General features: G+C 71.3%; 19 protein-coding genes, 2 pseudogenes and 1 riboswitch. Of the genes and pseudogenes, 11 read left to right on the top strand and 10 right to left on the bottom strand.

The window, feature by feature from the left end; translation table 11 throughout:
* Positions 1-3 precede the first annotated feature (3 nt).
* Positions 4-1,137 (bottom strand): haloacid dehalogenase-like hydrolase, encoded by a 1,134-nt coding sequence (locus MQV74_RS13105; protein WP_242717195.1) that lies wholly within the window; start codon positions 1,135-1,137, stop codon positions 4-6.
* Between the two features lie 193 nt (positions 1,138-1,330).
* On the opposite strand from MQV74_RS13105, the gene MQV74_RS13100 reads away from it, so the two are divergent.
* The 8 genes from MQV74_RS13100 (at position 1,331) to MQV74_RS13065 (ending at position 8,276) form a co-directional block, all read left to right on the top strand.
* The gene (locus MQV74_RS13100; RefSeq protein ID WP_242717193.1) at positions 1,331-2,203 is read left to right on the top strand and encodes an AraC family transcriptional regulator; all 873 of its coding nucleotides are present in this window, start codon (positions 1,331-1,333) and stop codon (positions 2,201-2,203) included.
* Positions 2,204-2,208: 5 nt separating this feature from the next.
* Positions 2,209-2,655, top strand: coding sequence for a VOC family protein (locus MQV74_RS13095; protein WP_242717191.1), 447 nt, complete (start codon positions 2,209-2,211; stop codon positions 2,653-2,655).
* Positions 2,656-2,678: 23 nt separating this feature from the next.
* A riboswitch (cobalamin riboswitch) is annotated at positions 2,679-2,864 on the top strand.
* A gap of 149 nt (positions 2,865-3,013) precedes the next feature.
* Positions 3,014-4,027: an ABC transporter substrate-binding protein gene (locus tag MQV74_RS13090; protein ID WP_242728639.1), complete on the top strand. Its 1,014-nt coding sequence runs from the start codon at positions 3,014-3,016 to the stop codon at positions 4,025-4,027.
* The gene (locus tag MQV74_RS13085) at positions 4,024-5,088 is read left to right on the top strand and encodes a FecCD family ABC transporter permease (RefSeq protein ID WP_374120611.1); all 1,065 of its coding nucleotides are present in this window, start codon (positions 4,024-4,026) and stop codon (positions 5,086-5,088) included. Before MQV74_RS13090 ends, MQV74_RS13085 begins: the two co-directional genes overlap by 4 nt.
* Positions 5,085-5,972, top strand: coding sequence for an ABC transporter ATP-binding protein (locus tag MQV74_RS13080; protein ID WP_242717189.1), 888 nt, complete (start codon positions 5,085-5,087; stop codon positions 5,970-5,972). Before MQV74_RS13085 ends, MQV74_RS13080 begins: the two co-directional genes overlap by 4 nt.
* Positions 5,969-6,409, top strand: a complete 441-nt coding sequence (locus MQV74_RS13075; protein ID WP_242717187.1) for an MmcQ/YjbR family DNA-binding protein — start codon at positions 5,969-5,971, stop codon at positions 6,407-6,409. Before MQV74_RS13080 ends, MQV74_RS13075 begins: the two co-directional genes overlap by 4 nt.
* Before the next feature lie 51 nt (positions 6,410-6,460).
* Positions 6,461-6,889, top strand: coding sequence for an Rrf2 family transcriptional regulator (locus tag MQV74_RS13070; protein WP_242717185.1), 429 nt, complete (start codon positions 6,461-6,463; stop codon positions 6,887-6,889).
* A 184-nt stretch (positions 6,890-7,073) separates the two neighbouring features.
* Positions 7,074-8,276, top strand: coding sequence for an MFS transporter (locus tag MQV74_RS13065; RefSeq protein ID WP_242717183.1), 1,203 nt, complete (start codon positions 7,074-7,076; stop codon positions 8,274-8,276).
* Between the two features lie 45 nt (positions 8,277-8,321).
* Here MQV74_RS13065 and MQV74_RS13060 read toward each other — a convergent pair whose 3' ends face one another.
* Positions 8,322-9,533: a cation:proton antiporter gene (locus MQV74_RS13060; protein ID WP_242717181.1), complete on the bottom strand. Its 1,212-nt coding sequence runs from the start codon at positions 9,531-9,533 to the stop codon at positions 8,322-8,324.
* A 41-nt stretch (positions 9,534-9,574) separates the two neighbouring features.
* Positions 9,575-10,270, bottom strand: coding sequence for a class I SAM-dependent methyltransferase (locus MQV74_RS13055; protein WP_374120610.1), 696 nt, complete (start codon positions 10,268-10,270; stop codon positions 9,575-9,577).
* A gap of 103 nt (positions 10,271-10,373) precedes the next feature.
* On the opposite strand from MQV74_RS13055, the gene MQV74_RS13050 reads away from it, so the two are divergent.
* The gene (locus MQV74_RS13050) at positions 10,374-10,709 is read left to right on the top strand and encodes an ArsR/SmtB family transcription factor (protein WP_242717172.1); all 336 of its coding nucleotides are present in this window, start codon (positions 10,374-10,376) and stop codon (positions 10,707-10,709) included.
* Between the two features lie 116 nt (positions 10,710-10,825).
* Here MQV74_RS13050 and MQV74_RS13045 read toward each other — a convergent pair whose 3' ends face one another.
* From MQV74_RS13045 to MQV74_RS13030, 4 genes are all read right to left on the bottom strand, one after another.
* A complete protein-coding gene (locus MQV74_RS13045; protein WP_242729397.1) occupies positions 10,826-11,038 on the bottom strand; it encodes a hypothetical protein in 213 nt (70 codons plus the stop codon).
* Positions 11,039-11,814: 776 nt separating this feature from the next.
* Positions 11,815-12,474 carry a hypothetical protein gene (locus MQV74_RS13040; RefSeq protein WP_242717170.1) on the bottom strand — a complete coding sequence of 220 codons (660 nt, stop codon included), beginning with the start codon at positions 12,472-12,474 and terminating at the stop codon, positions 11,815-11,817.
* A gap of 50 nt (positions 12,475-12,524) precedes the next feature.
* On the bottom strand, positions 12,525-13,427 hold the full coding sequence (locus tag MQV74_RS13035; RefSeq protein ID WP_242717168.1) for a 5'-methylthioadenosine/S-adenosylhomocysteine nucleosidase family protein: 903 nt from the start codon (positions 13,425-13,427) through the stop codon (positions 12,525-12,527).
* On the bottom strand, positions 13,424-15,184 hold the full coding sequence (locus MQV74_RS13030) for a hypothetical protein (protein ID WP_242717166.1): 1,761 nt from the start codon (positions 15,182-15,184) through the stop codon (positions 13,424-13,426). The genes MQV74_RS13035 and MQV74_RS13030 overlap by 4 nt, the downstream gene beginning before the upstream one ends.
* Positions 15,185-15,268: 84 nt before the next feature.
* On the opposite strand from MQV74_RS13030, the gene MQV74_RS13025 reads away from it, so the two are divergent.
* A complete protein-coding gene (locus tag MQV74_RS13025) occupies positions 15,269-15,988 on the top strand; it encodes an NUDIX hydrolase (RefSeq protein ID WP_242717164.1) in 720 nt (239 codons plus the stop codon).
* 274 nt (positions 15,989-16,262) lie between these two features.
* Here MQV74_RS13025 and MQV74_RS13020 read toward each other — a convergent pair.
* From MQV74_RS13020 to MQV74_RS13010, 3 genes and pseudogenes are all read right to left on the bottom strand, one after another.
* A pseudogene (locus MQV74_RS13020) lies at positions 16,263-16,751 on the bottom strand (hypothetical protein); the annotation flags it as partial.
* A gap of 483 nt (positions 16,752-17,234) precedes the next feature.
* Positions 17,235-17,726, bottom strand: a pseudogene (locus MQV74_RS13015) (RNA polymerase sigma factor); the annotation flags it as partial.
* 328 nt (positions 17,727-18,054) lie between these two features.
* Positions 18,055-19,890, bottom strand: a complete 1,836-nt coding sequence (locus tag MQV74_RS13010; protein ID WP_242717162.1) for a TerD family protein — start codon at positions 19,888-19,890, stop codon at positions 18,055-18,057.
* A gap of 606 nt (positions 19,891-20,496) precedes the next feature.
* Between MQV74_RS13010 and MQV74_RS13005 the strand changes: the two genes are divergently transcribed.
* A complete protein-coding gene (locus MQV74_RS13005) occupies positions 20,497-21,450 on the top strand; it encodes a D-alanyl-D-alanine carboxypeptidase family protein (protein ID WP_242717160.1) in 954 nt (317 codons plus the stop codon).
* The last annotated feature ends 101 nt before the right edge of the window (positions 21,451-21,551 follow it).

The raw sequence follows: 21,551 nt of genomic DNA, 5'->3' as shown, positions 1-21,551 counted from the left end.
CGCTCAGCCAATCTGCTCCGGCGTCACCGTCAGCCACCGCTTGTCCGCGGTCAAGGGCAGCCCCAACTCCCGTTGCCGCGCCGCGTTCTTCCGCTTCATCGCGTCCAGCTGCTTCATGTAGCTGTCCTTGCGGTTGACCCACACGCGGACGCCCCCGTGCCGCACGTCCGCCGAGTGGAAGAGCATCGGCCCGTCGCTCGACGGCGTGTCCCCGGCCACGAGGACGGGCTTCTTCCACTCGTCGATGTACGTGGAGATCGCCGCGGGCTTGCCCTGGTACCAGGTCAGCGGCGCCCACAGCCGAGGCGTCAGCTCGTAGCGGGCGAGCCGCGCCCGGTCCTTCGGCCCGAAGCGGCCCTCGGCGATCTCCTTGCGGGAGCTGGTGACGCGGCCGGTCCTCGGGTCCTTGAGCTGGAGGCCGACGCCGATGACGTTGCGCGGCTTCACCCCGTACCCGTACCGGGGGTCGGCGAGCACCATCCGCACCAGGTCCTCGCTCGCGGCGCTCACGACGTACACCTCGATCCCGTGCGCGCGCAGCGCCCCGTACAGCTCCCGCATGCCGGGGGAGAACTCGGGGCGCCGGACCTCGGTCCGCGTCACCTCGCCGTTCTCGTAGTACGTCGCCGGGATCGGCCTGTCGTACGCGAGCAGTTCGTCGACGTACCCCTTGAGCTTCTTCAGCGTGAAGCCGGAGAAGATCTGCGCGGCCCAGGGGTAGCAGACCTGGTCGTCGACCTCGCAGAGGCGGTTGTAGTAGCTGTAGAGGCTCTCCTTGTGCGTGGCCGTGTCCTTGAACGGGATGACCTTCAGGGACGGGTCCATCGACTTCCGGGTCAGGACGCCCTTCATCTCCAGGAACGGAAGCAGCGCCTCCTCCAGGTCGTTGCGGTACGTCGTGTTGTCCGCGTCGAAGACGGCGTACGCGCCCTTGTGGGCGTTCTTGGCGATGACCTCGCCGAGCTCGGCGGCCACCGGCTTCGGCCAGTGCGCGAGCCGGACGGGCGCGTCGGACGGGCGCGCGTCGGCCGTGCCCGCGCCCGGCCACAGCGCGCCGCCCGCGAACACCGCCGCCGCGAGCGCCCCCGCGAGTCCGAGGGCCGCCCGCTTGCTCCTGCTTCGTGCTCGTACAGCCATGGTGTCCGTTCCTCGGGTCCTCGCCAGGTGGTGCGCCGCCCCGTGCGGAGCGGCGGGACATGCTACGAGCGCGCGGAGCCGATTCCCATGATCGATGTCACGGTGCGTGGCGGGCATGGGACGCGGCGGAGCGGGTAGTGGCGGGGGCACGCGCGCGGCCGCGCCCGGCTCCTCGCGCGGTCACAATGGACGCATGGACACCGCCCGCCGCGAGTTCGTCCGCGCCCCGCTCCCGCCGGAGCAGGGCGGCAAGGTCGTGTCCGCCGTGGGCTACCGCACGAGCGGCGAGACGCCGGGTCTGCACCGCGGCCTGCCGTCGCCGTATCTGACGCTGATCTTCTCGTTCGACGGGCCCGTCGTCACCGGCTCCACCGCGGAACAGGCCACCGGGCCCGACGCCGAGCGCACCGACATCGTCGTGGGCGGCCTGCACCAGAGCCCGGCGTACGTCGTGCAGCCCGAGCACCAGGCGGGCATCCAGCTCGCCGTGCACCCGCTCGCGGCCCGCTCGCTCCTCGGCCTCCCGGCCGCCGAGCTGACCGGACGGCTCGTCACCGACGGCACGGACGTCCTCGGCCGGATCGCCGCCGGCGTCCGCGAGCGGCTGTGCGAGGCCGACGGCTGGGACGAGCGGTTCGCCTGCCTCAACGCCTACTTGGCGCGCCGCGCCGCCGACGCCGAGCGCCTCGCCCCGGTCCGCCCCGAGGTCGCCGAGGCCTGGGCGTGGCTCGCCCGGCACCGGGGCGCGGGCACCCTGCGGGGCCTGGCCGCGCACGTCGCGCTCAGCGAGCGCCGCCTGACGGCCCTGTTCCGCGCCGAGACCGGCGTGACGCCCAAGCAGGCCGCCCGCCTGATGCGCTTCCAGCACGCGAAGGCGCGGGTCGTGCGCGCGGTCGTCGCGGGCGCGCCCGCCGACCTCGCCCGCGTCGCCGCCGACTGCGGCTACTACGACCACTCCCACCTGGTGCGCGACTTCCGCCAGTACACGGGCGCGAGCCCGAGCGCCTGGCTGGCCGAGGAGTGCCGGAATATCCAAGCCGGGGGACACCGCGACGGCGAAGACTGAGGGACATGAACACCAGCGAAGCGGTACAGAGCAGCCACACCTCCCCGAACCCGCGCACCCCGGACGTCTGGCCCACCTTCCAGGCCCACGACGCCCCCGCCCTCATCGACTTCCTCGTCACCACCGTCGGCTTCCTGCGCACCGCCGTGTACGAGGACGGCGGCCGCGTCGCCCACGCCCAGCTCGACTGGCCCGAGGGCGGCGGCGTCATGCTCGGCTCGTACGACCCGCGGTCGGCCGAGTGGTGCCTGCAGCCGGGGACGTTCGGCGCGTACGTCGTCACGGACCACGTCGACGCCCTCTACAGCCGCCTCAAGGAGGCGGGCGTAGAGGTCGTCCGCGAGATCGAGGACCAGCCGTACGGCAGCCGCGAGTTCGCCGTCGCGGACCCGGAGGGCAACAAGTGGTCCTTCGGCACCTACCGCGGCGAGCCGCACCCCGAGCAGGGGTGACGTCCTCCCGGCCCGCGGCGGGGTGATAGCTTGCGCACGCCAGTCGCGCCCGCACCCGGGCCAGGGAATCCGGTGGGAATCCGGAACTGACGCGCAGCGGTGAGGGGGACGGGCGGGACCAGCGGCCACTGGATGTCACGGACATCCGGGAAGGCGGCCCCGCCCGGACGAACCCGAGTCCGAAGACCTGCTGGCACCGCCGACCGCGCGCCGGGCGGCGGGGTTTCGCAGACCAGGCTCCGCGCATGAGCCATGAGACCCGGGAAGACCTGTGCCTCCTCTCGTCCCTCGCGCACGCCGCGCGGCCGCCCGCCCCCGCAGTGCCGCCCCCGGTGCCCGCACCGCCCCCGGGCCGCGCCTGACCGCCCTGCTCGCGGCGGGCGGCCTGCTCCTGCTCACCGCCTGCGGCGGCTCGGCCGAGCGGAGGGACGCGGGCGCCAAGGCCCCCGGCTACCCGGTGACCGTCACCTCCTGCGGCGAGAAGGCCGAGGTCACCTCGCCGCCCGAGCGGGCGGTCTCCCTCGACCAGGGTTCCACGGAGATCCTGCTCTCCCTCGGCCTCGCCGACCGCATGGCGGGCACCGGCACCTGGACCGACCCGGTCCTGCCCGGCCTGAAGAAGCAGAACGCGAAGGTCGAACGCCTCGCCGACCGCTACCCGTCCCTGGAGAAGGTCCTCTCCAAGGAGCCGGACTTCGTCAGCGCGTCGTTCCTCTACACCGTCGGCAAGGGCGGCGTCGCCGACCGCGCCAAGTTCACCGAGCTCGGCGTCCCCGTCTACGTCTCGCCCACCGACTGCGCGGGCAAGGACAACGGCGGCGACGGCGACGGCACCCGCACCAAGACGCTCACCATGGACACCGTCTACGGCGAGATCCGCGACCTGGCCCGGGTCTTCCACGTCCAGGCGCGCGGCGAGCGCCTCGTCGCCGACCTCAAGTCCCGCGTCACCCGGGCGAAGCGGACGCTCAAGTCGTCCGACGCGTCCGTCCTGTACTGGTTCTCCGACTCCAAGGCGCCCTACATCGCGGGCTGCTGCGGCGCGCCCGGCGTCATCACGCGCGCCCTCGGCGTCCGCAACGTCTTCGCCGACACGCGCGCCGAGTGGCCCCAGATCAACTGGGAGACCGTGGCCGACCGCGACCCGGACGTCCTCGTCATCGGCGACCTCACCCGCAAGGCCCAGTCGGCCGAGAGCGCCCGCCAGAAGATCAGGTTCCTGGAGTCCAACCCCGTCACCAAGAACCTCACGGCCGTGAAGAAGAAGCGGTACGTGCTGCTCAGCGGCCAGGCCCTCAACCCGACGATCCGCACGGTCGACGGCATCGAACAAGTCGCGGCGGGGCTGCGCGCGTTCGGCCTGGCGCGGTGAGCACCGCCGTGCGCGAGCGGACGCGCGGCTCCCGGCGCGGACGGCACGGCGCCGGGCGCGCGGCGCTGCTGTGGGCGGCGGGCCTGGTGGCCCTGCCGCTGTCGGTGGCCGTCGCCGTCACCATCGGCCCGGCCGACATCTCCGTACCGGACGTCTGGGCGGCGGTGGCCGCCCACCTCGGCTGGGGCGAGGCCGAGCTCACCCCGCTGCGCGACGGCATCGTATGGAACCTGCGCATGCCGCGCACCCTGCTCGCGGGCGTCTGCGGGGCGGGCCTCGCCGTGTGCGGCGCGGTCCTCCAGTCGCTCCTGCGCAATCCGCTCGCCGACCCCTTCGTCCTCGGCGTGTCCTCAGGGGCGTCCACGGGCGCGGTGGCGGTGGTGGTCCTCGGGGTCGGCGGGGGAGCGGTGTCGGTCTCCGGCGGGGCGTTCGCCGGAGCCCTGTGCGCGTTCGGCTTCGTGCTGCTCCTGAGCCAGGCGCTGGGTGCCACGACGGACCGCGTGGTCCTGTCCGGGGTCGCGGCCATGCAGCTCTTCTCCTCCCTCACCTCCTTCGTCATCCTGACGGCCGCCGACGCGGAGACGACGCGCGGCGTCCTGTTCTGGCTGCTCGGCTCGTTGAGCGGGGCGGACTGGACGGACGTGGTGGTGTGCGCGGCGGTCCTCGCCGTGGCCCTGGTGATCTGTCTGTCCCAGGCCCACACCCTCGACGCGTTCGCCTTCGGCCAGGACGCGGCGGCCGCCCTGGGCGTGCACGTCACCCGGGTCCGGCTGCTCCTGCTGTGCACCACGGCCCTGCTCACGGCCGCCCTGGTCAGCGCGGCCGGGGCCATCGGCTTCGTCGGCCTGACCCTGCCGCACGCGGCCCGCGTGCTCGTCGGCCCGCGCCACGCCCGCCTGTTGCCGGTGACGGCCCTGACCGGCGCGGTCTTCCTCATCTGGGTGGACACCCTGGCCCGTACGCTCCTGGACCCGCAGGAGGTGCCGGTCGGGGTGGTCACGTCGCTGATCGGCGTCCCCGCGTTCGTGGCGGTCCTCTACCGCACGAGGAGGGTCGGATGAGCGCGGCGAAGTCCCAAGCAGGGCCGTCGGCAGGCCCTCCGGCGGAGCTTTCGGCGGACCTTCCCGCGGCGGGCGGCGCGGGCCTGAGCGCGGACCGGGTCTCCCGGACCGCGGGCGGGCGCCTCATCGTCGACGGCGTCACCCTCGCTCCGCGCCCGGGCACGGTGGTCGGTCTCCTGGGCCCCAACGGCTCCGGGAAGTCCACGCTCCTGCGCCTCCTCGCGGGCGTCCTGGCCCCGACCGCCGGGGCGGTCACCCTCGACGGCGAGCCGCTGCGCGACCTGGGCCGCCGCGCGGTCGCCCGCCGCCTCGCCCTGGTGGAACAACAGGCGGACACCCAGGTCGACCTGACGGTACGGGACGTCGTCCGCCTGGGCCGGGTCCCGCACCGCCGCGCCTGGGTGCCCTCGACGGCCGAGGACGAGCGGGCCGTCACCGAGGCCCTGGCCCGCACGGGCCTGGCCGACCGCGCCGACCAGCCCTGGCACACCCTCTCCGGCGGCGAACGCCAGCGCTCCCACATCGCCCGGGCCCTGGCCCAGTCCCCGCGCGAGCTCCTCCTCGACGAGCCCACCAACCACCTGGACATCCACCACCAGCTGGACCTCCTCGCCCTGGTGGCCGCCCTCCCCGTCACCACGGTGATCGCCCTGCACGACCTCAACCTGGCGGCGATGTTCTGCGACGAGATCCTGGTCCTGAAGGAGGGCAGGGCGCATGCGCACGGCACGCCGGTGGAGGTCATCAGCGAGCCCCTCATCGCGGAGGTCTACGGCGTGCGGGCCCGGGTCACCCCGCCCACCGCGCCCCAGGACCACCCCACCGTCACCTTCCTGCGGCCGTCGGACCCGCCGCCCGCACTCCCCGGAGGACCACGCGGATGACCACGCCTCCCGACGCCGAGGTCCCCCTCGACGCGCTCGCGCACCTGCGCGGGATCTGCGGCCGCCTCCCCGAGGCGTACGAGGAGCGGGCCTGGACCGGCGTCCGCTGGCGCGTCCGGGGCCGCACCTTCGCCCACGTCTACGTCTCAGACCCCGCGAGCCCCGCCGCCACCCACGCCCACGCCGCCGTGCCCACCACGACCCTCACGTTCCGCGCCCACGGCGAGGAGCTGGCTGCCCTGACGAACGCGGGCCCGCCCTTCTTCCGCCTGGGCCGGGGCGCCGACGTGGTCGCCCTGCACCTGGACGCGGCCGCCGCGGACTGGTCGGAGATCGCCGAACTCCTCGTGGAGAGCTATCGGTCCCTGGCCCCCAAGAAGCTCGCGGCACTCCTCGACGAGGACGGACGGGGCTGGACAGCCACGCCCCTGTCGTAACAGAATCGGTTTCGACAGCAGAGCCGAGCGAACCGAGCGACCGGAGGGCCCGTGAGCGCCAACAGCCGCATGACCGTGGCCACGCACGCGCTGACGTGGATGGCCCTGGTCTGCCCCAAGCGGCCCGACGGCATCGTGACGTCCGACGAGATCGCCGCCAGCGTCAACACCAATCCGGTCGTCATCCGCCGCACGCTCGGCGGTCTGCGCGACGCGGGCCTCGTGGTGTCGCAGCGCGGCCAGGGCGCGGGCTGGCGCCTGGCCCGCGAGCCCGGCGCGATCACGCTCCGGGACGTCTACCTCGCGGTCGAGCCCGACCCGCTCCTCGCCCTCCACGCCTCCGCTCCCAACCGGAAGTGCCCCGTGGGGCGCGGCATCCCGCCGGTCCTGCGCGGCGCGTACGACCGCGCGGAAGAGGCGATGAAGGCCGAACTGGCCGGGGTCACCGTCGCCGACGTGCTCAAGGAGACGGTCGCCTGACCCTGTCGAACGGGCCGGTCCGTGCGGACCGGCCTTTTTTGAGCCCTGTGTCGTAACGGGTTCAGTTACATCTCCCGCTCGTCCGCTCGCTCGGACGGCCCCGGCGCGCCCGGCGCACTCCGTGCATCCCTCGCGCGCACCGCACCCGTTGTGCCCCGACACCCCAACCGGAGGTCCCGCACCCGTGTACCGATCACTCCTCGTCCTCGCCGCCGGAATGTTCGCCATCGGCACCGACAGCTTCGTCATCGCCGGGATCCTGCCGGACGCGGCCGACTCGCTCGGCGTGTCCGTGGGCACCGCGGGATGGCTCCTGACCGCCTACGCCTTCACCTACGCCGTACTGGGTCCCGTCATGGCCGCGTGCACCGCGCGCAGGGCCCGGCGGCCGCTGTTCCTCGCCGGGTTCGCCGTCTTCACCGCGGGCAACCTCCTGACCGCCTTCGTCCCCGACTTCGGCGTGGCCCTGGCCGGCCGGGCGCTGGCCGGGTTCGGCGGGGCGATGGTCACCCCGGCGGCCGTCGCGGCGGCCGCGGCCCTCGCCCCGCCCGAGCGGCGCGGCCGCGCCATCGCCACCGTGATGACGGGCCTCAGCGCGGCGACGGCCCTCGGCTCGCCCCTCGGCACGGCGATCGGCAGCGTCACCGGCAACTGGCGCCTCACCATGGTCTTCGTGTCGGCCCTCGGGGTCCTCGCCGCCGCGGCCGTCGCACTGCTGCTCCCCGCGATCCCCACGCCCCCGGCGGTCCCGCTGCGCACGCGCCTCGCCCCGCTCGCCGACCGCCGCATCGGCCTCACCCTCCTCACCACGCTCCTCGTCTACACCGGCCTCTACACGGTCTACTCCTTCATCAGCGCGAGCCTCGACCGCGCGACGGACGGCAGCGGCACCACCCTGGCCGTGCTGCTCTTCGTCTGGGGCCTGGCCGCCACCGCGGGCACGCTCGGTTCGGGCGGCCTGGTCGACCGCTTCGGCGGCCGCCGCGTCATCAACACCGCGACAGCCGTGGCGGCGGTCGACTTCGCCCTCCTGCCGTGGACGAGCGCCCATCTCCCGTCCACCGTCGTGGCGTTGCTCGTCTGGGGCGTGTGCGGCTGGGGCCTCCTGGCCCCGCAGACCCACCGCCTGATCACCGCCCTGCCGACCGCTGCCCCCCTGCTCACGGGGCTGGCCTCGGCCATGGTCTACGTGGGCGTCTCGGCGGCTCCCCTGGTCGGCCAGGCGGGCATGGCCTGGGCGGGCCCCCACTGGCTCGGCCCCGTCGGCGCGGCCTTCATCGCCCTCGGCCTCGTCACGGCGGAGGCGGCCCACGCCGTCATCGCCCGCGAAGGGCGCCGCACGGCCACCGCCCCCCGGTCGCGGGCCGCGGAGGGCGCACGCAGCTGACGGCCCGGCGTCGCCCGGCGTCCGGGGCGCGGTGGGCCGACGGGGTCACCACGTCTCGGACGCCCCGGCCGTGGGGGAGGAGGGTCCGGCCCGCCGGCCGGCCAGGGCCTTCAGGGCGAGCAGCGGGAAGACCAGGACGGAGAGCATGGCCGCGCCGACCAGGGCGGCGGCTTCGCCCGCGCCCAGGACGCCGTCGTCGGTGCCGATCGCGGTGATGGCCGCGACGAGCGGCAGACAGGTCGAGGAGTACAGGGTGAGCGCGGCGCGTTCGCGCCGGGACAGGTCGCGCGGGGCGAGCAGCCAGGCCGGCCCCCCGCGCACCAGGAGGAACAGCAGGAAGAAGACCGGCAGGAGGGCGAGCGGACGGCCGCCGTGCAGCAGGGCGGAGAGGTCGAAGCCGATGCCGGTGACGACGAAGAACACCGGCACCAGGAAGCCGAACCCCATCGCCTCGATCCTGCCGAGGACCTCCGCGCCCACCTCGGGGGCCGCGCCCCGCAGGACGAGCCGGGTGAGGAGCCCGGCGGCGAACGCGCCGAGGAGCGTGTCGAGGCCGAACGCGGCGGACAGACCGAGCATCGCGGCCAGCAGCAGCATCACGTACCGCACGGCGAACTGCCCGCTGGAGTGCAGGGTCCTGGCGACGACGCGGGCGAACCACGGAGGGCGCGGGCGCAGCGCCCAGAAGACGGCGACGGCCGTGATCGCGGCGAAGGCGACGAGCAGCGCGGTCGCGACGCCGGGTCGGCGGCCGCTGAGCAGCAGCGAGATCGCGATGACCGGCCCGAACTCGCCGACCGCCCCGAACGCCATCACCACGGTGCCGAACCGGCCGCGCAGCAGGTCCGCGTCGCGCAGCATCGGCAGGACGGCGCCGAGCGCGGTGCTGGTCAGTGCGGTGCCGATGACGAAGCTCTTGGTGGCCTGCGCGCCGGTCAGGGCGAAGGCGCTGCCGAGCGCCACGGCGAGCGACACGGCCCAGGCCCCGACCGAGCGGCGCAGCGTGTCCCCGCGGACGGCCGCGAACTCGATCTCGTACCCCGCCAGGAAGATCAGCATCGAGAGGCCCAGGTCCGACAGCGTGTCGATGACGGCGTCGGGGTGAGCGAGGCCGAGCACGTCCGGGCCGATCAGGATGCCGAGGGCGATCTCGAAGAGGGCCACGGGAACGGTGAGCCGACGCCCGACCGCGTACGCGAGGAGCGGGGCGAGCACTGCCATGGCCATGATCAGGATCAGCGTCCCGGGATGCGACATGCGTACTCACTAGCACAAATCCGGGCAAAGCGATCAAGCGGTCAAACCGGGCGCGCCGGGGACGTCTGCGTCACGCGCCACAGCCGGCGTGGCAGCTCGCCCTCCTCGAACGTGTGCACCTCGTCCAGGGTCCATCCGTCCGCGAGGGCGTCGACCAGGGCGCGGGAGAAGAAGTGCACGGCGAAGCCACCGTGTTCGTGGATGTCGTCGCCGTGGTCCGTGCCCGCGCCGTAGTGCGCGTCACCGGTGTGCCGCACCGTGTAGACGAAGGTCCCGCCGGGTCGCAGCACCCGCCGGACGTCGTCCACCAGGGCGTGGATCTCCTTCGTGGACAGCGCCATGCACAGCAGCATGTGCGCGAACACCGCGTCCACGGAGGCGTCCGGCAGGGGAAGCGGTTCCCGCACGTCGTGCACGGTGGTCGTCACGCGCTCGGCCACGCCTTGGGCGCGTGCCGCGGCGCGCGCCTGCTCAAGACCGACGGGGGAGAAGTCGGCGGCCCGGACCGTGAAGCCCTCGCGGGCGAAGTGCAGGGCGTCGCGGCCGTGCCCGGCGCCGAGTTCGAGCACGTCGCGAGCCCCGGCCGCGCGGAACGCGGCGGCCGCGTGGACGGCGGGGGCGGAGGGTGCCTCGCCGTACATGCCGGGGTGCGCGGTGTACGTGCTCTGCCAGTGCGCGCGCTGCGCGTCCGCCAGGTGCTGGCCGTCGTCTGCCAGGTGTCTGCTGCCGTCCGCCACGTCGTCGTCCTCCTGCTGGTGCGTACGGATCAGCCTAGGCGCCCGCCCTCGACCCCGATTGTCCACGATTCCCTGAATTCAGGATCAGATGTATGGTCATGGGGTGCTGACCGTTGCCCCTGACATCGAGGTCCTCGCCCGGTTCGGCCGTGCGCTCGCCGATCCGATCCGCTGCCGCGTCCTCATCGCCCTGCGTGAGGCACCCGCCTACCCCGCCGACCTGGCCGACGTGCTCGGCGTGTCCCGTACGAGGCTGTCGAACCACCTGGCGTGCCTGCGTGACTGCGGTCTGGTCGTCACGGTGCCGGACGGGCGCCGCACGCGCTACGAGCTGGCCGACGAGCGCCTCGGCCACGCCCTGGACGACCTGCGGGCCGCCGTGGTCGCCGTCGAGAGCGACCGCACGTGCCCCGACGCCGAGACGAAGGGCTGTTGTTGACGTGGTCTCCCTCTCGCTCGGGCCGAGCCCGGCCCGTCGTGACGCGCTCACCCGCCGCATACGGTTCCTGGTCGCCGCGACCATCGCCTACAACGTGGTCGAGGCGGCCGTCGCCCTCACCGCTGGCACCCTCGCCTCCTCCACGGCCTTGATCGGGTTCGGATCAGGTCCTCCCCGTACCCCATGCGGGTCGCGAACTCCACCGCTCGCAGCCCGGCGGCGACTCGCCAGAACTTGATCTGACGGCCGATGAGTTCGGCGATCGCGATGGGCTCACCGTCGGCATCGACCTCCCAACCGACCTCGTCCATCTCCTCGTTGCCGTCCAAGGCGCACCTCCCGGGGTCACCGTACGTACTGGCTCGATCACGGTTCAGCGTCCGGATGCTCGGTTGCTCCGAGGTGTGTGAACCCGGAAATCACCCGCGCCCGTACGCCGAGGCGGGCCGAGTGGCCGGAGCGGTTGGTACCGGCCACTCGGCCCACACGCCCGGCTGATCTCAGCCGCGGTTTCCCGGCCCCGCCCTGTTCAGGGCGGGGCCATGGCGACGGTGGTGGCAACGACGAAGAGCAAGCCGCGCCCACCCCGGCACGGGGACGAGCCGGTCGAAGGGGACGAGCACGGCTGCCCAAGTCGCCAGGCCAGGGCATTCCTGGCGTACACGGGTGGGCTCACTTCACCATGCTGGACAGGCATCCGGCGGCCCCGGCCCCGGCCCCGGCCCCGGCCCCGGCCCCGGCCCCGGCGACGTTCACGGCGATCTCCTTGGCGGCCTTTGTCATCGGCCGACCTTCGAGGGCCTCGCAGTGCTTCTCCTTCTCCTGGCCCTTCTAGGACTTGTCGAAGTAGCAGTTCGCGATGTGGTGTTCCTGCGCCGGGCCACCGCGGAAGCGGTGGCGGACACGGCCAGGCCCACCGTGACGGAAAGAAGCACCGCGGTGGCAGCAGACTTGATCGTCACTCAGAACCTTGAGCTTCGTCAGGCCATGGCCGCCAGGTTCTCGTCGGCCGGGGCCCGCCACCTGATCTGGGTGGTCATCAAATACCCGAGCCGGCGCATCGAGCAATCCACCGACCGGAGGGGTGGACCTCCACCGCATAGCGCTACGGCGCAGTGGATACAGGCGAGCTGCCGGCCCAAGTCGCATCGAACTGCTGTAAGGCGAAAGCGTATAGAAACCCGGGTGTGCGCGCATATAGGCATGGGGAATTTCCGCCGTGAGCGGAGCGGCTGTAGAAGGTGATGTAGGCGCCTCGGTCCGTCACGATCACCCGGCAGGTATTGGGCAAATTGAAACTGTGGAGCTCGAAGTTGCTTTGTGTTCGCGATGCCTGCACGAGATAGTCGATGTTCGTCTGCACCTGGCTCCTGAGCAGGCGTGGAGTGAAGCCGGGGTCGAAGCGGCACACGTCGTGCGAGCGTCGGTCCAGCCATGAGTCAGTCCGTGTGCTGGGGTCGGGCAGGAGGATCTGCACCGACTCCAGGGACAGCTCGCCCGACCACAGTGGCGAGAACGTCTCGCGAGTGAGGACGTTTCCACGTCCAGCCAGGATCTTGATCCAGCGGGCCTGGCCCAGCTCCCGCTCGATGTCCTGCTCGGCGGAAGACTGATGCTGGTACACGCGCCCGAGCCCTGTTCCCGTGAACCATGAACAGGCGGTGACCAACCACCACAGGGGGCGTGAGCCGCGCAGCAGGCTGAAGACGAGCACGACCCCGCTGGCCGCCAGGGAGCTGAGAATCCCGAACACAAAAGCCGTCATGTGTGCTTCCTCCCTGTCCGAGTCGTCACGAGCTTGCGGGCGCTTCTCGGTCAGCAGAGGTAGGGCACCAGTTCTCGCAGGACATGAGCGGCATTGCGTGCCGCGAGGTCATGGAACCCGTGGCCCTTCTTCTCGTCGGCGTTGTCGGAAACGCCGCGCACGACCACCCAGCCAGGGTTGTTCTCCCCGTGGATGGAATGCTCCTGCCAGTACTGACTCAGGCCACCGGCTTCCATGTCCACCGCCAGGACCTTCTCGTGATAGCCCGTGAGGAACTGCCGAATATCACTCTCGCGGTCCGCGATCACTGCTTCGCCCGACCCGATCAGGCCCGGGTAGACGGAGAACTCTTCTGACGCGTGCGGTGGGGTCTGGCCGTGGATGCGTGCGGGAGTTCCATTGTCCGCGAAATAGGCGTTCACCGCGTGGACGACCGGTGCCGGCGCCTGCCGGTGCTCCCCTCGGCGGCGCACGTCACCCTTGCCATTGATCTTGCGGTTCTCGTAGTAGATGACGTCGGTGGAGACGATCACGTTTCCTATGCGGGCGTGCTCGTCATGGATGCCACCGCCCACGCCGACCAACGCCCATAGGCGCGGGTTGTAGTGACGGCGCAGGTTCTCCAGTGCGCCCATGGCCGACCGCTGTCCCTGGCTCTGGCTCTGCGTGGCTACGACACGGAGATCCTTGCTTGGCATGCTGTAGGTTCCGCGGTAGAAGTACAAGCCGCTCGGCTCTTTGTGGCGTTCCAGGTTCAGCGAGTATCTGACGGCCTGGAGTTCCTCGCTGAGGATCGTGACCACTCCGATGTCCCACGCGGAGACCTCCTCGCCCAAGGCGGTCCCGGATCCTTGAGATGGCGCACCCACGGAGACCTGGGCTCGTTCACCGATAGCGTTGTTGCTGAACGTGTTGTTGTTTCCGTAGTTGGTGATGCCCCGATTGGTGGTCACGGGGTTCCTCCGCTCTCTCGGTTGTTCTGGCCTGCCGATTGGTTTCCTGAGCCGCTGACCTGAGCCGCGTCGCCAACTGCGTTGTTGCTGAAGGTGTTGTTGTCGCCGAAGTTGAAGATCCCGCTGTTGATGATGTTGAGGGCGCGGTCGGTGAACTCTGAGATGTCCACGTCCTTGTCATGCAAGTAGTCGCTGGCGGCCCGCAGGAGTCGCCGCTCTATGGTTTTCATCCGGCCCAGGATGTCGCTCTTCTCCAGCTGAACCTTCGACCACGCTTGAGCCGCTTCCTCCCGGGTGCTGATGCGCGTGCCGATCAGGACGTTGCGGATTGGCGTCGAGGTGAGGTCGCGGGGGAGCAGCGCGGCCTTTCCCAGGACGTAGGAGTAGCGGAGGACCCGCCACAAGCGCGATATCTCCCTCGGCAGTGCGGACAGTTCCCTGAGCGCCGCCCAGATGACAGCGGTGGTGCCGTTCTGACCGAACTCTTCTGTGTGCTGGAAGGACCGGGGTGTGTGGGCGAGGACGCACGCTGCTGTGGAGATGCTCAGGGTCCGCCCTTGCAGATTGACGCGCAGCAGAACGGTCGCGACGAACTCCCCTCCCTCCATGGGCGTGGTGATCTCGAGGAAGTGGTGCTGCTTGGACCCCGGGGTGTTGATGATGGCGTGCATGTCGGTCTCGCCGATGCGAGGCGGCAGGAGCGCGCGATCCGCTGCCACGTCGGTCTCCGCGACGTACACGCGGTCCCGGACCTCCACGGGGAGCCGGACCTCCCCGTTGTCGGTGTCCAACTCCTGGACGGCCTTTCGCAAATGCTCGACCAACTCGTGGGCCTGAAAGGGAGGCACGGGGTGTTCGCGCTCATGAAGCGGTGTCTTGTCGTCGCCGGGGCGCAGCAACTGGATGCAGATCGGTGGGTTCCACTGATAGACGAGTTCTCCCGCACCGACGAACGGTGACTCGTCGCCGAAGAGCGTGAACCGGGCGAGGTCGTCCTCGTCCTCGCTGTGGCGAGGGCGTCGGTACACGGCACAGGCGTGACTCTGCTGTTCATCCGCCACGCGTTGTCGCCGGGACAACTGTCGCGGCCTGAGGTCCTCGGCTCGCAGGATGCGGTTCAGCATCACCTGGCGCGTGGCCCCGACGGTCAGGCACGCGAGCACGATTGCTCCCGCCGAGCAGAGGGCGGACGTGACGTGGACCGGGAAGAAGACCGCCACGGACAGCCCGGTCAGCATCACGGCAAGTGCGGAGACGCCGAGTTGTCTGAACGCGCGCGTCTTCTCCGAGTGCTTGATCCTGCCCGAGTACTTCCACGTGAAGACCAGGGTGAGCAGGGTCAACTGCCGTCGCGCCGAGGTCAGGCCGCGCCGCCTGGAGTTCGGCTGGAGCCGGGGTTCCGGTTCGGTGTCCCGGAGCAGGATCGCGACGTGGAGCAGCCATAAGAGCGCGAGGCCGCAGGTGACCAGGACGGTGGTGGTCATGGCACCCGCGAGGGCCGGAAGGATCGCGGCCCCCGCGACCGCCGTGCGGAGCGACGAGCTCAGCGCCGCGGCCAGCCATGCGTGGTGCATCACCGGAACGATGTCGAATCCGTAGGACGGAGCGACTCTTCGGTGAGTGGCGGTGCACACCTCGTCGATCACGAGGTCACGGAATCGTTCGTCCACATACACGCCGGCGCATAAGTGACGTGTGGCGGCGGTCGCCCCGCCAGTGGCTTCCTCGGCCAGCGGTGGCGCATCGGAAGTGATCACGCTCTACCCCCGCCTGTAGGGTTAAGGTTGATATGACCATAAGTGCTGAACGTGTTCAGGTCAATATGACCTTTAGGGGCTCTAGTGGATGACTGGCTGAAGGACTCCGTGGAGGTGGAAGCGTCGTGGGTGACGGTGGATCTGACGATCTTCACGGTCCGGGACAACCAGTTGATGGTTCTCCTGGTCGAGCGAGGGGTGGAGCCGTTCCGCGGCCGTCCTGCGCTGCCCGGTGGATACGTCCAGAAGAGGGAGACCCTGCGTGAAGGGGCGCTGCGTGAGCTCTGGGAGGAGGCGAGCGTCGACGGCAGCCGACTGCACCTGGAGCAGCTGGGTGCCTACGGAGATCCTCGGCGCGACCCGAGGGGAAGGGTGGTCACCATCGCCTATCTGGCGCTGGGACCGGATCTTCCCGCTCCCGTGGGCGGTACCGACGCTGAGCGCGCCTACTGGTCACCTGTCTCTCGACTTACGGACAGTGCGCAGGGGTTGGCCTTCGATCACATGGACATCCTCTCCGACGCCGTGGAAGAGGTCCGTAGGAAGCTCGAGTACACAGCCGTAGCTACGGCATTCTGCGGAGATGTCTTCACCTTGAGCGAGCTGCGCACGGTGTACGAGGTCATCTGGGGGCAGGTCCTTGATCCGAGCAACTTCCGCCGTAAAGTGATCAAGATGGCGGGATTCGTCGAGCCGACAGGAGAGCAACGCCTTCCCCCCACCGGGCGCCCTGCCGCGCTCTACCGCCGGGGAGACGCATGGCTGCTCAGTCCACCCCTTCTGCGCGGTGGGCAGCAGACGTAGCGCGGATGTCGACGGACAGTCGTACCCCCGGCGAGGACGCTGACGGGCCCAAGTGCCGTCCAGCGGTGTACGTGCCGTCCGGGAGCCGTCGTAGGTGACCTTGGTGGATCAGCATCGAAAGAGCTGCTGCTTCGGTCGTGCCGAACTCCTTCAAGGAGCGCGCGATGTGCGTGGGGGACACCGCGCCAGAAGGCGATCGCATGACGATGTCCAGGATCCGATGGGCTTGCGCGGTGGTGTGACGGGTGGGTTGCCTCGAGGCCGGTGGGCCGCCAGGTCCGCTGTGCAGCCAGTCGTGCATGGCGCTGGTGAGTGCGGAGCCGGCGGCGAGCGCGGCACCCGCGCCCACCAAGCCGCGTCGGTTGAGCATGAGGTCCATTCCCGTGAATTCGGTGAGGACCGCGGCGGTTCGCTCGGGCGCCCACGGCACGCCGTCCGGGTGCTCCACGCTCCCGTCGGCGCGCTGTTTGCCTACGCGCCCGTGCCGGACCAGACCGAGGTCCTCGATGGTCACGACACGGCCGAGACGCTCGGTGAACAGGACCGCCAGGACCCGTGGCACGGGATCGCGCGGGATCTCTCCCATGTCGATCCAGCGCCGCACCCGTGAGGTGTCGGTGGCCAGCTGCGGATGACCCATCGCGGCCGCCTGCCGGTTCACCAGCCCGGCGAGTTCGCTCCTGGACCAGCCGGTCAGACCGAAGAGGTCTCGCAGACGGGTATTGGGGGTGCGGGACGGTTCGTCCGGAGGGTGCTCGGACAGCTTGAGGTCGACGCTGCGGCCGAGTCTTCTCGCCATGCAGCGGGACACCGACTGCATGCCTTCTGACACGGTGTCGCGACTCGTGCCGCTCGGGACGGTGAAGACGATGGTGTCGCGGGTGAAGCTGAGCGCGTTGAAGGGTACCCCTACCAGGCTCGTGGCCTTCGACCACACCCGCCGGGTTCTCCATAGGCTCCACCACCTGCCGACGAACGACTCTGGACCGGTGGCGCAGCGCTGTCGGACGTACCAGAGGAGACAGCACCCAACGACGAGCGAGAGAGCGCCTGTCGGCCAGCACTCATGCAGCAAGGCCACCAAGGCGCGACCCTCGCGCCACCATCGGGCGGGGAGCGCGTCCTCCCCTTCTTCCATACGGTTCCTCGCCGGATCAGCGCCGTGCCGTGGGCTCTCGATACGACCTGCCACATACACGATGGCGGTGACCACAGCGGCACCGAGACTCGCCCTGAGGAGGGCCATGCCACGGGAGATATGAGTGGCCACCGTCCCCGGGGCCCTGTCCATGAGGATGGCGGTCTCGTCCCGGGTGAGGCCGAGCGCCTTCGTTGCCCATACGGCAGTGCGCTGTGAGCGGGGCAGTCCGGCCAGGGCTCTTTCGACGGCGCAGCGGTTGGCGATCAGCGCGGCGCAGTCCGGGGACTGCACGGGGTCGAACCGCAGGGGGTCAGCTGTGCGACGGGCTTCCCCTCGGCTGTGACTCGCCTGCTTCCGGGCCCAACTGGCCGCTTCGGTAAGGATGATCGCGCGTACGTAACTGAGCGGGTACTCGATGGTGGAAGGGTTGCGCAGGGCCTTGGCGAAGGCGTTCTGCACGAGGTCCTCCGCGGAGACGACGGACTCCGGCACGGCGCGGGAGTCAAGGGCGCGCCGGGCGATGCCCACCAAGGCGTGCTGGTGCTTCGCGTACAGGACGGCCAAGTCGTCGGCGGTCGCTGCCTCCTGCTCAGTCATCGCCCGCCCCGCGCTCCGACCGAGTGCTCCGCGGCTCTCCCGTGCCTTCCGACCGGGCCCGGATGATCTCGGCTCGGGCCGCGGACCGGTTGCGCTGGGCCACGCTCTCGAGCCAGCCCTTGAGTGCCGGGGTCAGCGGGACTACCGCGGACAAGAGTGCAGCGGCGAACTCCATCGTTCTCCCTCCCTTGGGGTGTGGCCGAGGGCGCTGAGGGGCGCGGTGGCCGTTCGTACAAGAGAGGTGCGGCAGCGCCGTTCTGATGACATGGCGTCCGCGATTTTTGATTCCGTGTTCTACCCAGTGCCCGACTGCGTCTCCGAACGTCGATCAGTCGGCGACATCGACGCCGTAGCCACGAGCCAGGTCGGCCAGGCCGTGGTCGTAGCCCTGCCCCACGGCCCGCAGCCGCCAGCCGTCGCCGCGGCGGTAGATCTCGGCGAGGATCATGGTGCGCTCGGTGGTGGCGGCGTCCAGCGTGGCTCGGGCCGTCGAGGCCGCACCGATCCCGTGGCTGGCGGTGACCTCGATGGCGCCGACGTCGGAGAACGTCGCGGCGCCGTCGATCGCGGCGGCGACGACGACCCGGTGGACCTCCAGGGGCAGCCGCCCGAGGTCGGCAGTGACGGCCTGCTCCGTGGGCCCGTCCAAGGCCAGTCGCAGCGTGCCGTCCGGATGCTCGGGCGCGCCGTAGAAGACGAAGTCCTCGTCGCCCGCCACCTGCTCCTGGGCGTCGAGCGCGAAGGCGACGACATCCACCTCACACGCGGCGTGCTGACTCCAGGTGGCGGCCACCGTCCACGCCGCGCCGGCGTGGGGCAGGTCGATGACGGCGCCTCGGACCAGCAGGTCCACCGCCTCGGACGCGGTCTCCTCCGTGCCCTGCGGGGCCGCGGCGGCGGGTGAGACGAGCCAGTCACCGTCGTGCACGCGCAGGCCCAGGGTGGTGATGCGGCTCAAGCGCCGGTCCGCTTCGCCACCGGCGAGGACCACGACGTCGGTGACGCTGGCGGACAGGTTGACCGCGGCGGAGGCACCGAGCGAGAGCGCACGGGAGCGCGCCGCCACGGCCTCATCGTGCGTTCCGCCCAGAACCAGGACCCGGCGTCCGGCCAGCGGCTGGCCCGCCGTGGCTGCGGGGGCGACCGTGCGCTGTGTGGGAATGCTCGGCGCAGGAGCGGGCTGCTTGGCCGCCCCGGAGGTCGCCGAGGCCTCGGTCCGCTGTCTCGCGGCACTGACGCGGGCCGTGCCCTTGGCTTGGCCGGGCCGCACATCGTCCAGCAGTCGCAGATAGGTCGGCTCATCCACGAGGGGGACCCCCTCGGCCGCGGCGCGGCGCAGCTTGCCGGACGCGCCGCCGGGGTCGTTGGTCACCACGACGCTGGTCAGACCGCTGACCGAGGTCATCACATTGAGCCCGGCCGCCACCGAACGGGCGGTCAGCTCTTCGCGGGCGACCTGGGTCTCCCCGGTGACGGCGACCTTCATCCCCTGGACCAGCGGACCGCCTTCCCCCAGTCGGCCCGGATTGCGGTAGGCGCACGGGGTCTTGGGGACGTAGGGCTTGTAGTCCTGGCGCGGAGGGCAGGTCAGGAGCGGCAGGGGCAGCCCCAGCCGCTCGGCGGCGCTCAGCGAACCCCGCAGGATGCCGGAGAGCACCCGTACGTCGTCCTGCGCGTCATGGGCCCGCTCCTGGAGCACGCCGTAGTGCGCGGCCAGCGTGCCCAGCTTGAGGTCGGGCGTCGCGGGCGCGACCAGGCGGTTGAGGGACAGCGTGCACAGGCGGCTGTTCACCGGCACCCAGGAACGGGCGCGGGCGAACTCGTGGGCCAGGAAGTCGTAGTCGAACTGCGCATTGTGGGCCACCAGGACGCGGCTGCTCAGCAGTGCCCCCACCTGCGGCGCGATGTCCTCGAAGACCGGCGCCCCGGACAGCCGGGCGGGGGTGAGGCCGTGGATGTGCACCGGGCCCGGGTCACACCCGGGGTTGAGGAGCGTGGAGAACTCACCCGTCTGCCGGCCGACCCCGTCCAGGGTGATGACAGCGAGGGACAGGATGCGGTCGTGGCCGGGCCTCAGCCCGGAGGTCTCCACGTCCACCAGCGCCCAGTCATGGACGTAGTCGGGCAAGGTGGGCCACTTCGACTTGGACGACGGCAAGGCCATGCTGGGGCTCCCCTCCCGAGCGCGACAGGGCGCCGCACCTGCCCGCGGTGATGTCGATCGTGTGGGATTTTCGCATGGGTTGACCCCTGTTCGTGGTGGAACCGCCTGGGAGGGCTGCCCCGGCTGACCAGTCGATTCACCCGTGGTCTCCGATGCCTGGCCGGGATCCCGCACGGCCGCCCGGCCGCCCTGCTGGTGCGAATTGGATACGCATCGCGGTGTGCTGCCCCCGCCCTTGGCGAAGCCGTCCCGCACGAGGGATCCGTACGCGGCGTGCACGTCCGCCGGAATCTCCCGCTCGATCGCGAATTCGACCTCCGCGCGAACGATCGCCTTTCCACGTAGGGCTTGGAGAGAGCAGCACCGTGGCCGGGTGGATACCGGCGACGGCGAGGCCGGGGCCTTCCGGCCCGCGCGGAGGACATCCGGTGCGTCTCCGGCTCCCGACCCCGGCCGCGACGGCTGATACCTGGATGACACATTTTCGCGGGCCACCGGATGCACGGCCCTGATCGGTTGGATGCGCTCTCCGTCAAACCTTGGTGACGTGCGGAGATCACCGCACGTGCCGGTCGTGGAGGGGTGCTTGCGGTGAGGGGTCGTCGGATGCGGGGCGTCGGGGCTGCGTGCGGAGGCACCGCGCTGCTGGCCGTCGTCGGTGTCGGAGGGTGGTTCGGCTTCGCCCGGGACGAGGGCGGCGTGGACCCGCGGCCGCGCGGGGCCGCCGCGGTCGCCGAGCGGCTCGACCTGCCGTGGCCCCGGGAGGGGCAGACGAGCATCGCGGTGGAGGGCGTCGGCAGCCTCGGCAGTACGGGCGGGAGCGAGCCGGTGCCGATCGCGAGCGTCACCAAGGTCATGACCGCGTACGTGATCCTCAAGGAGAACCCGCTGGCGGCCGGGGAGCAAGGGCCGCGGATCACCGTCGACGCGACCGCCGCCGAGGAGTCCCACTCGCTCGACGAGTCGACCGCCCCGCTCCGCGAAGGGCGGCGGCCCACCCAGCGTCAGCTCCTGGAACTGTTGCTGCTGCCCTCCGGCAACAACGTCGCCAGGCTGCTCGCCCGCTGGGACGCCGGCAGCGAGAAGGCGTTCGTCGCGAAGATGAACCGCGCCGCCACGCGGCTCGGCATGGACCGTACGACCTACACCGGCGCCAGCGGATTCGAGGCGAGCACCAGGAGCACCGCCGACGACCAGCTCAAGCTCGCCCGGCAGGCGATGAAGGAGCCCGTGCTGCGGGCCGTGGTGGCGCTGCGCAGCACGACGGTGCCGGGGGTGCCCGGCACCGTCACCAACACCAACCGCCTCCTCGACGAGCCCGGGGTGATCGGGCTCAAGACCGGGTCGAGCACCCCTGCGGGCGGCAACCTCATGTGGGCCGCGGAAGTGACCTCCGGCGCGCGGCGGCACCTCGTGCTCGGCGTCGTCCTCGGCCAGCGCGCCCGCACCACCCCCGCGGAGGGTCTGGACGCCGCCCTGGAGAAGAGCGGCGCACTGATCGAGGCCGTACGGACGGGCCTTCCGGCCGCGCTGCGTGGCGGAGAGCTGGTGCGGACGTGAGCCTGTTGCCCCCACGGGCCGACGGTCAGGCCGAGCTGCCCGAGCGTGCCGGATCCCAGGCCGAGTTGGCCGAGTGTGCCGAAGTCCAGGCCCAGTTGTCC

The organism is Streptomyces sp. AN091965 (genome assembly GCF_022698285.1).
Classification (GTDB): Bacteria; Actinomycetota; Actinomycetes; order Streptomycetales; family Streptomycetaceae; genus Streptomyces.
Note: the sequence above shows the minus strand (reverse complement) of the source record. Positions and strands in the feature narration are given on the sequence as shown.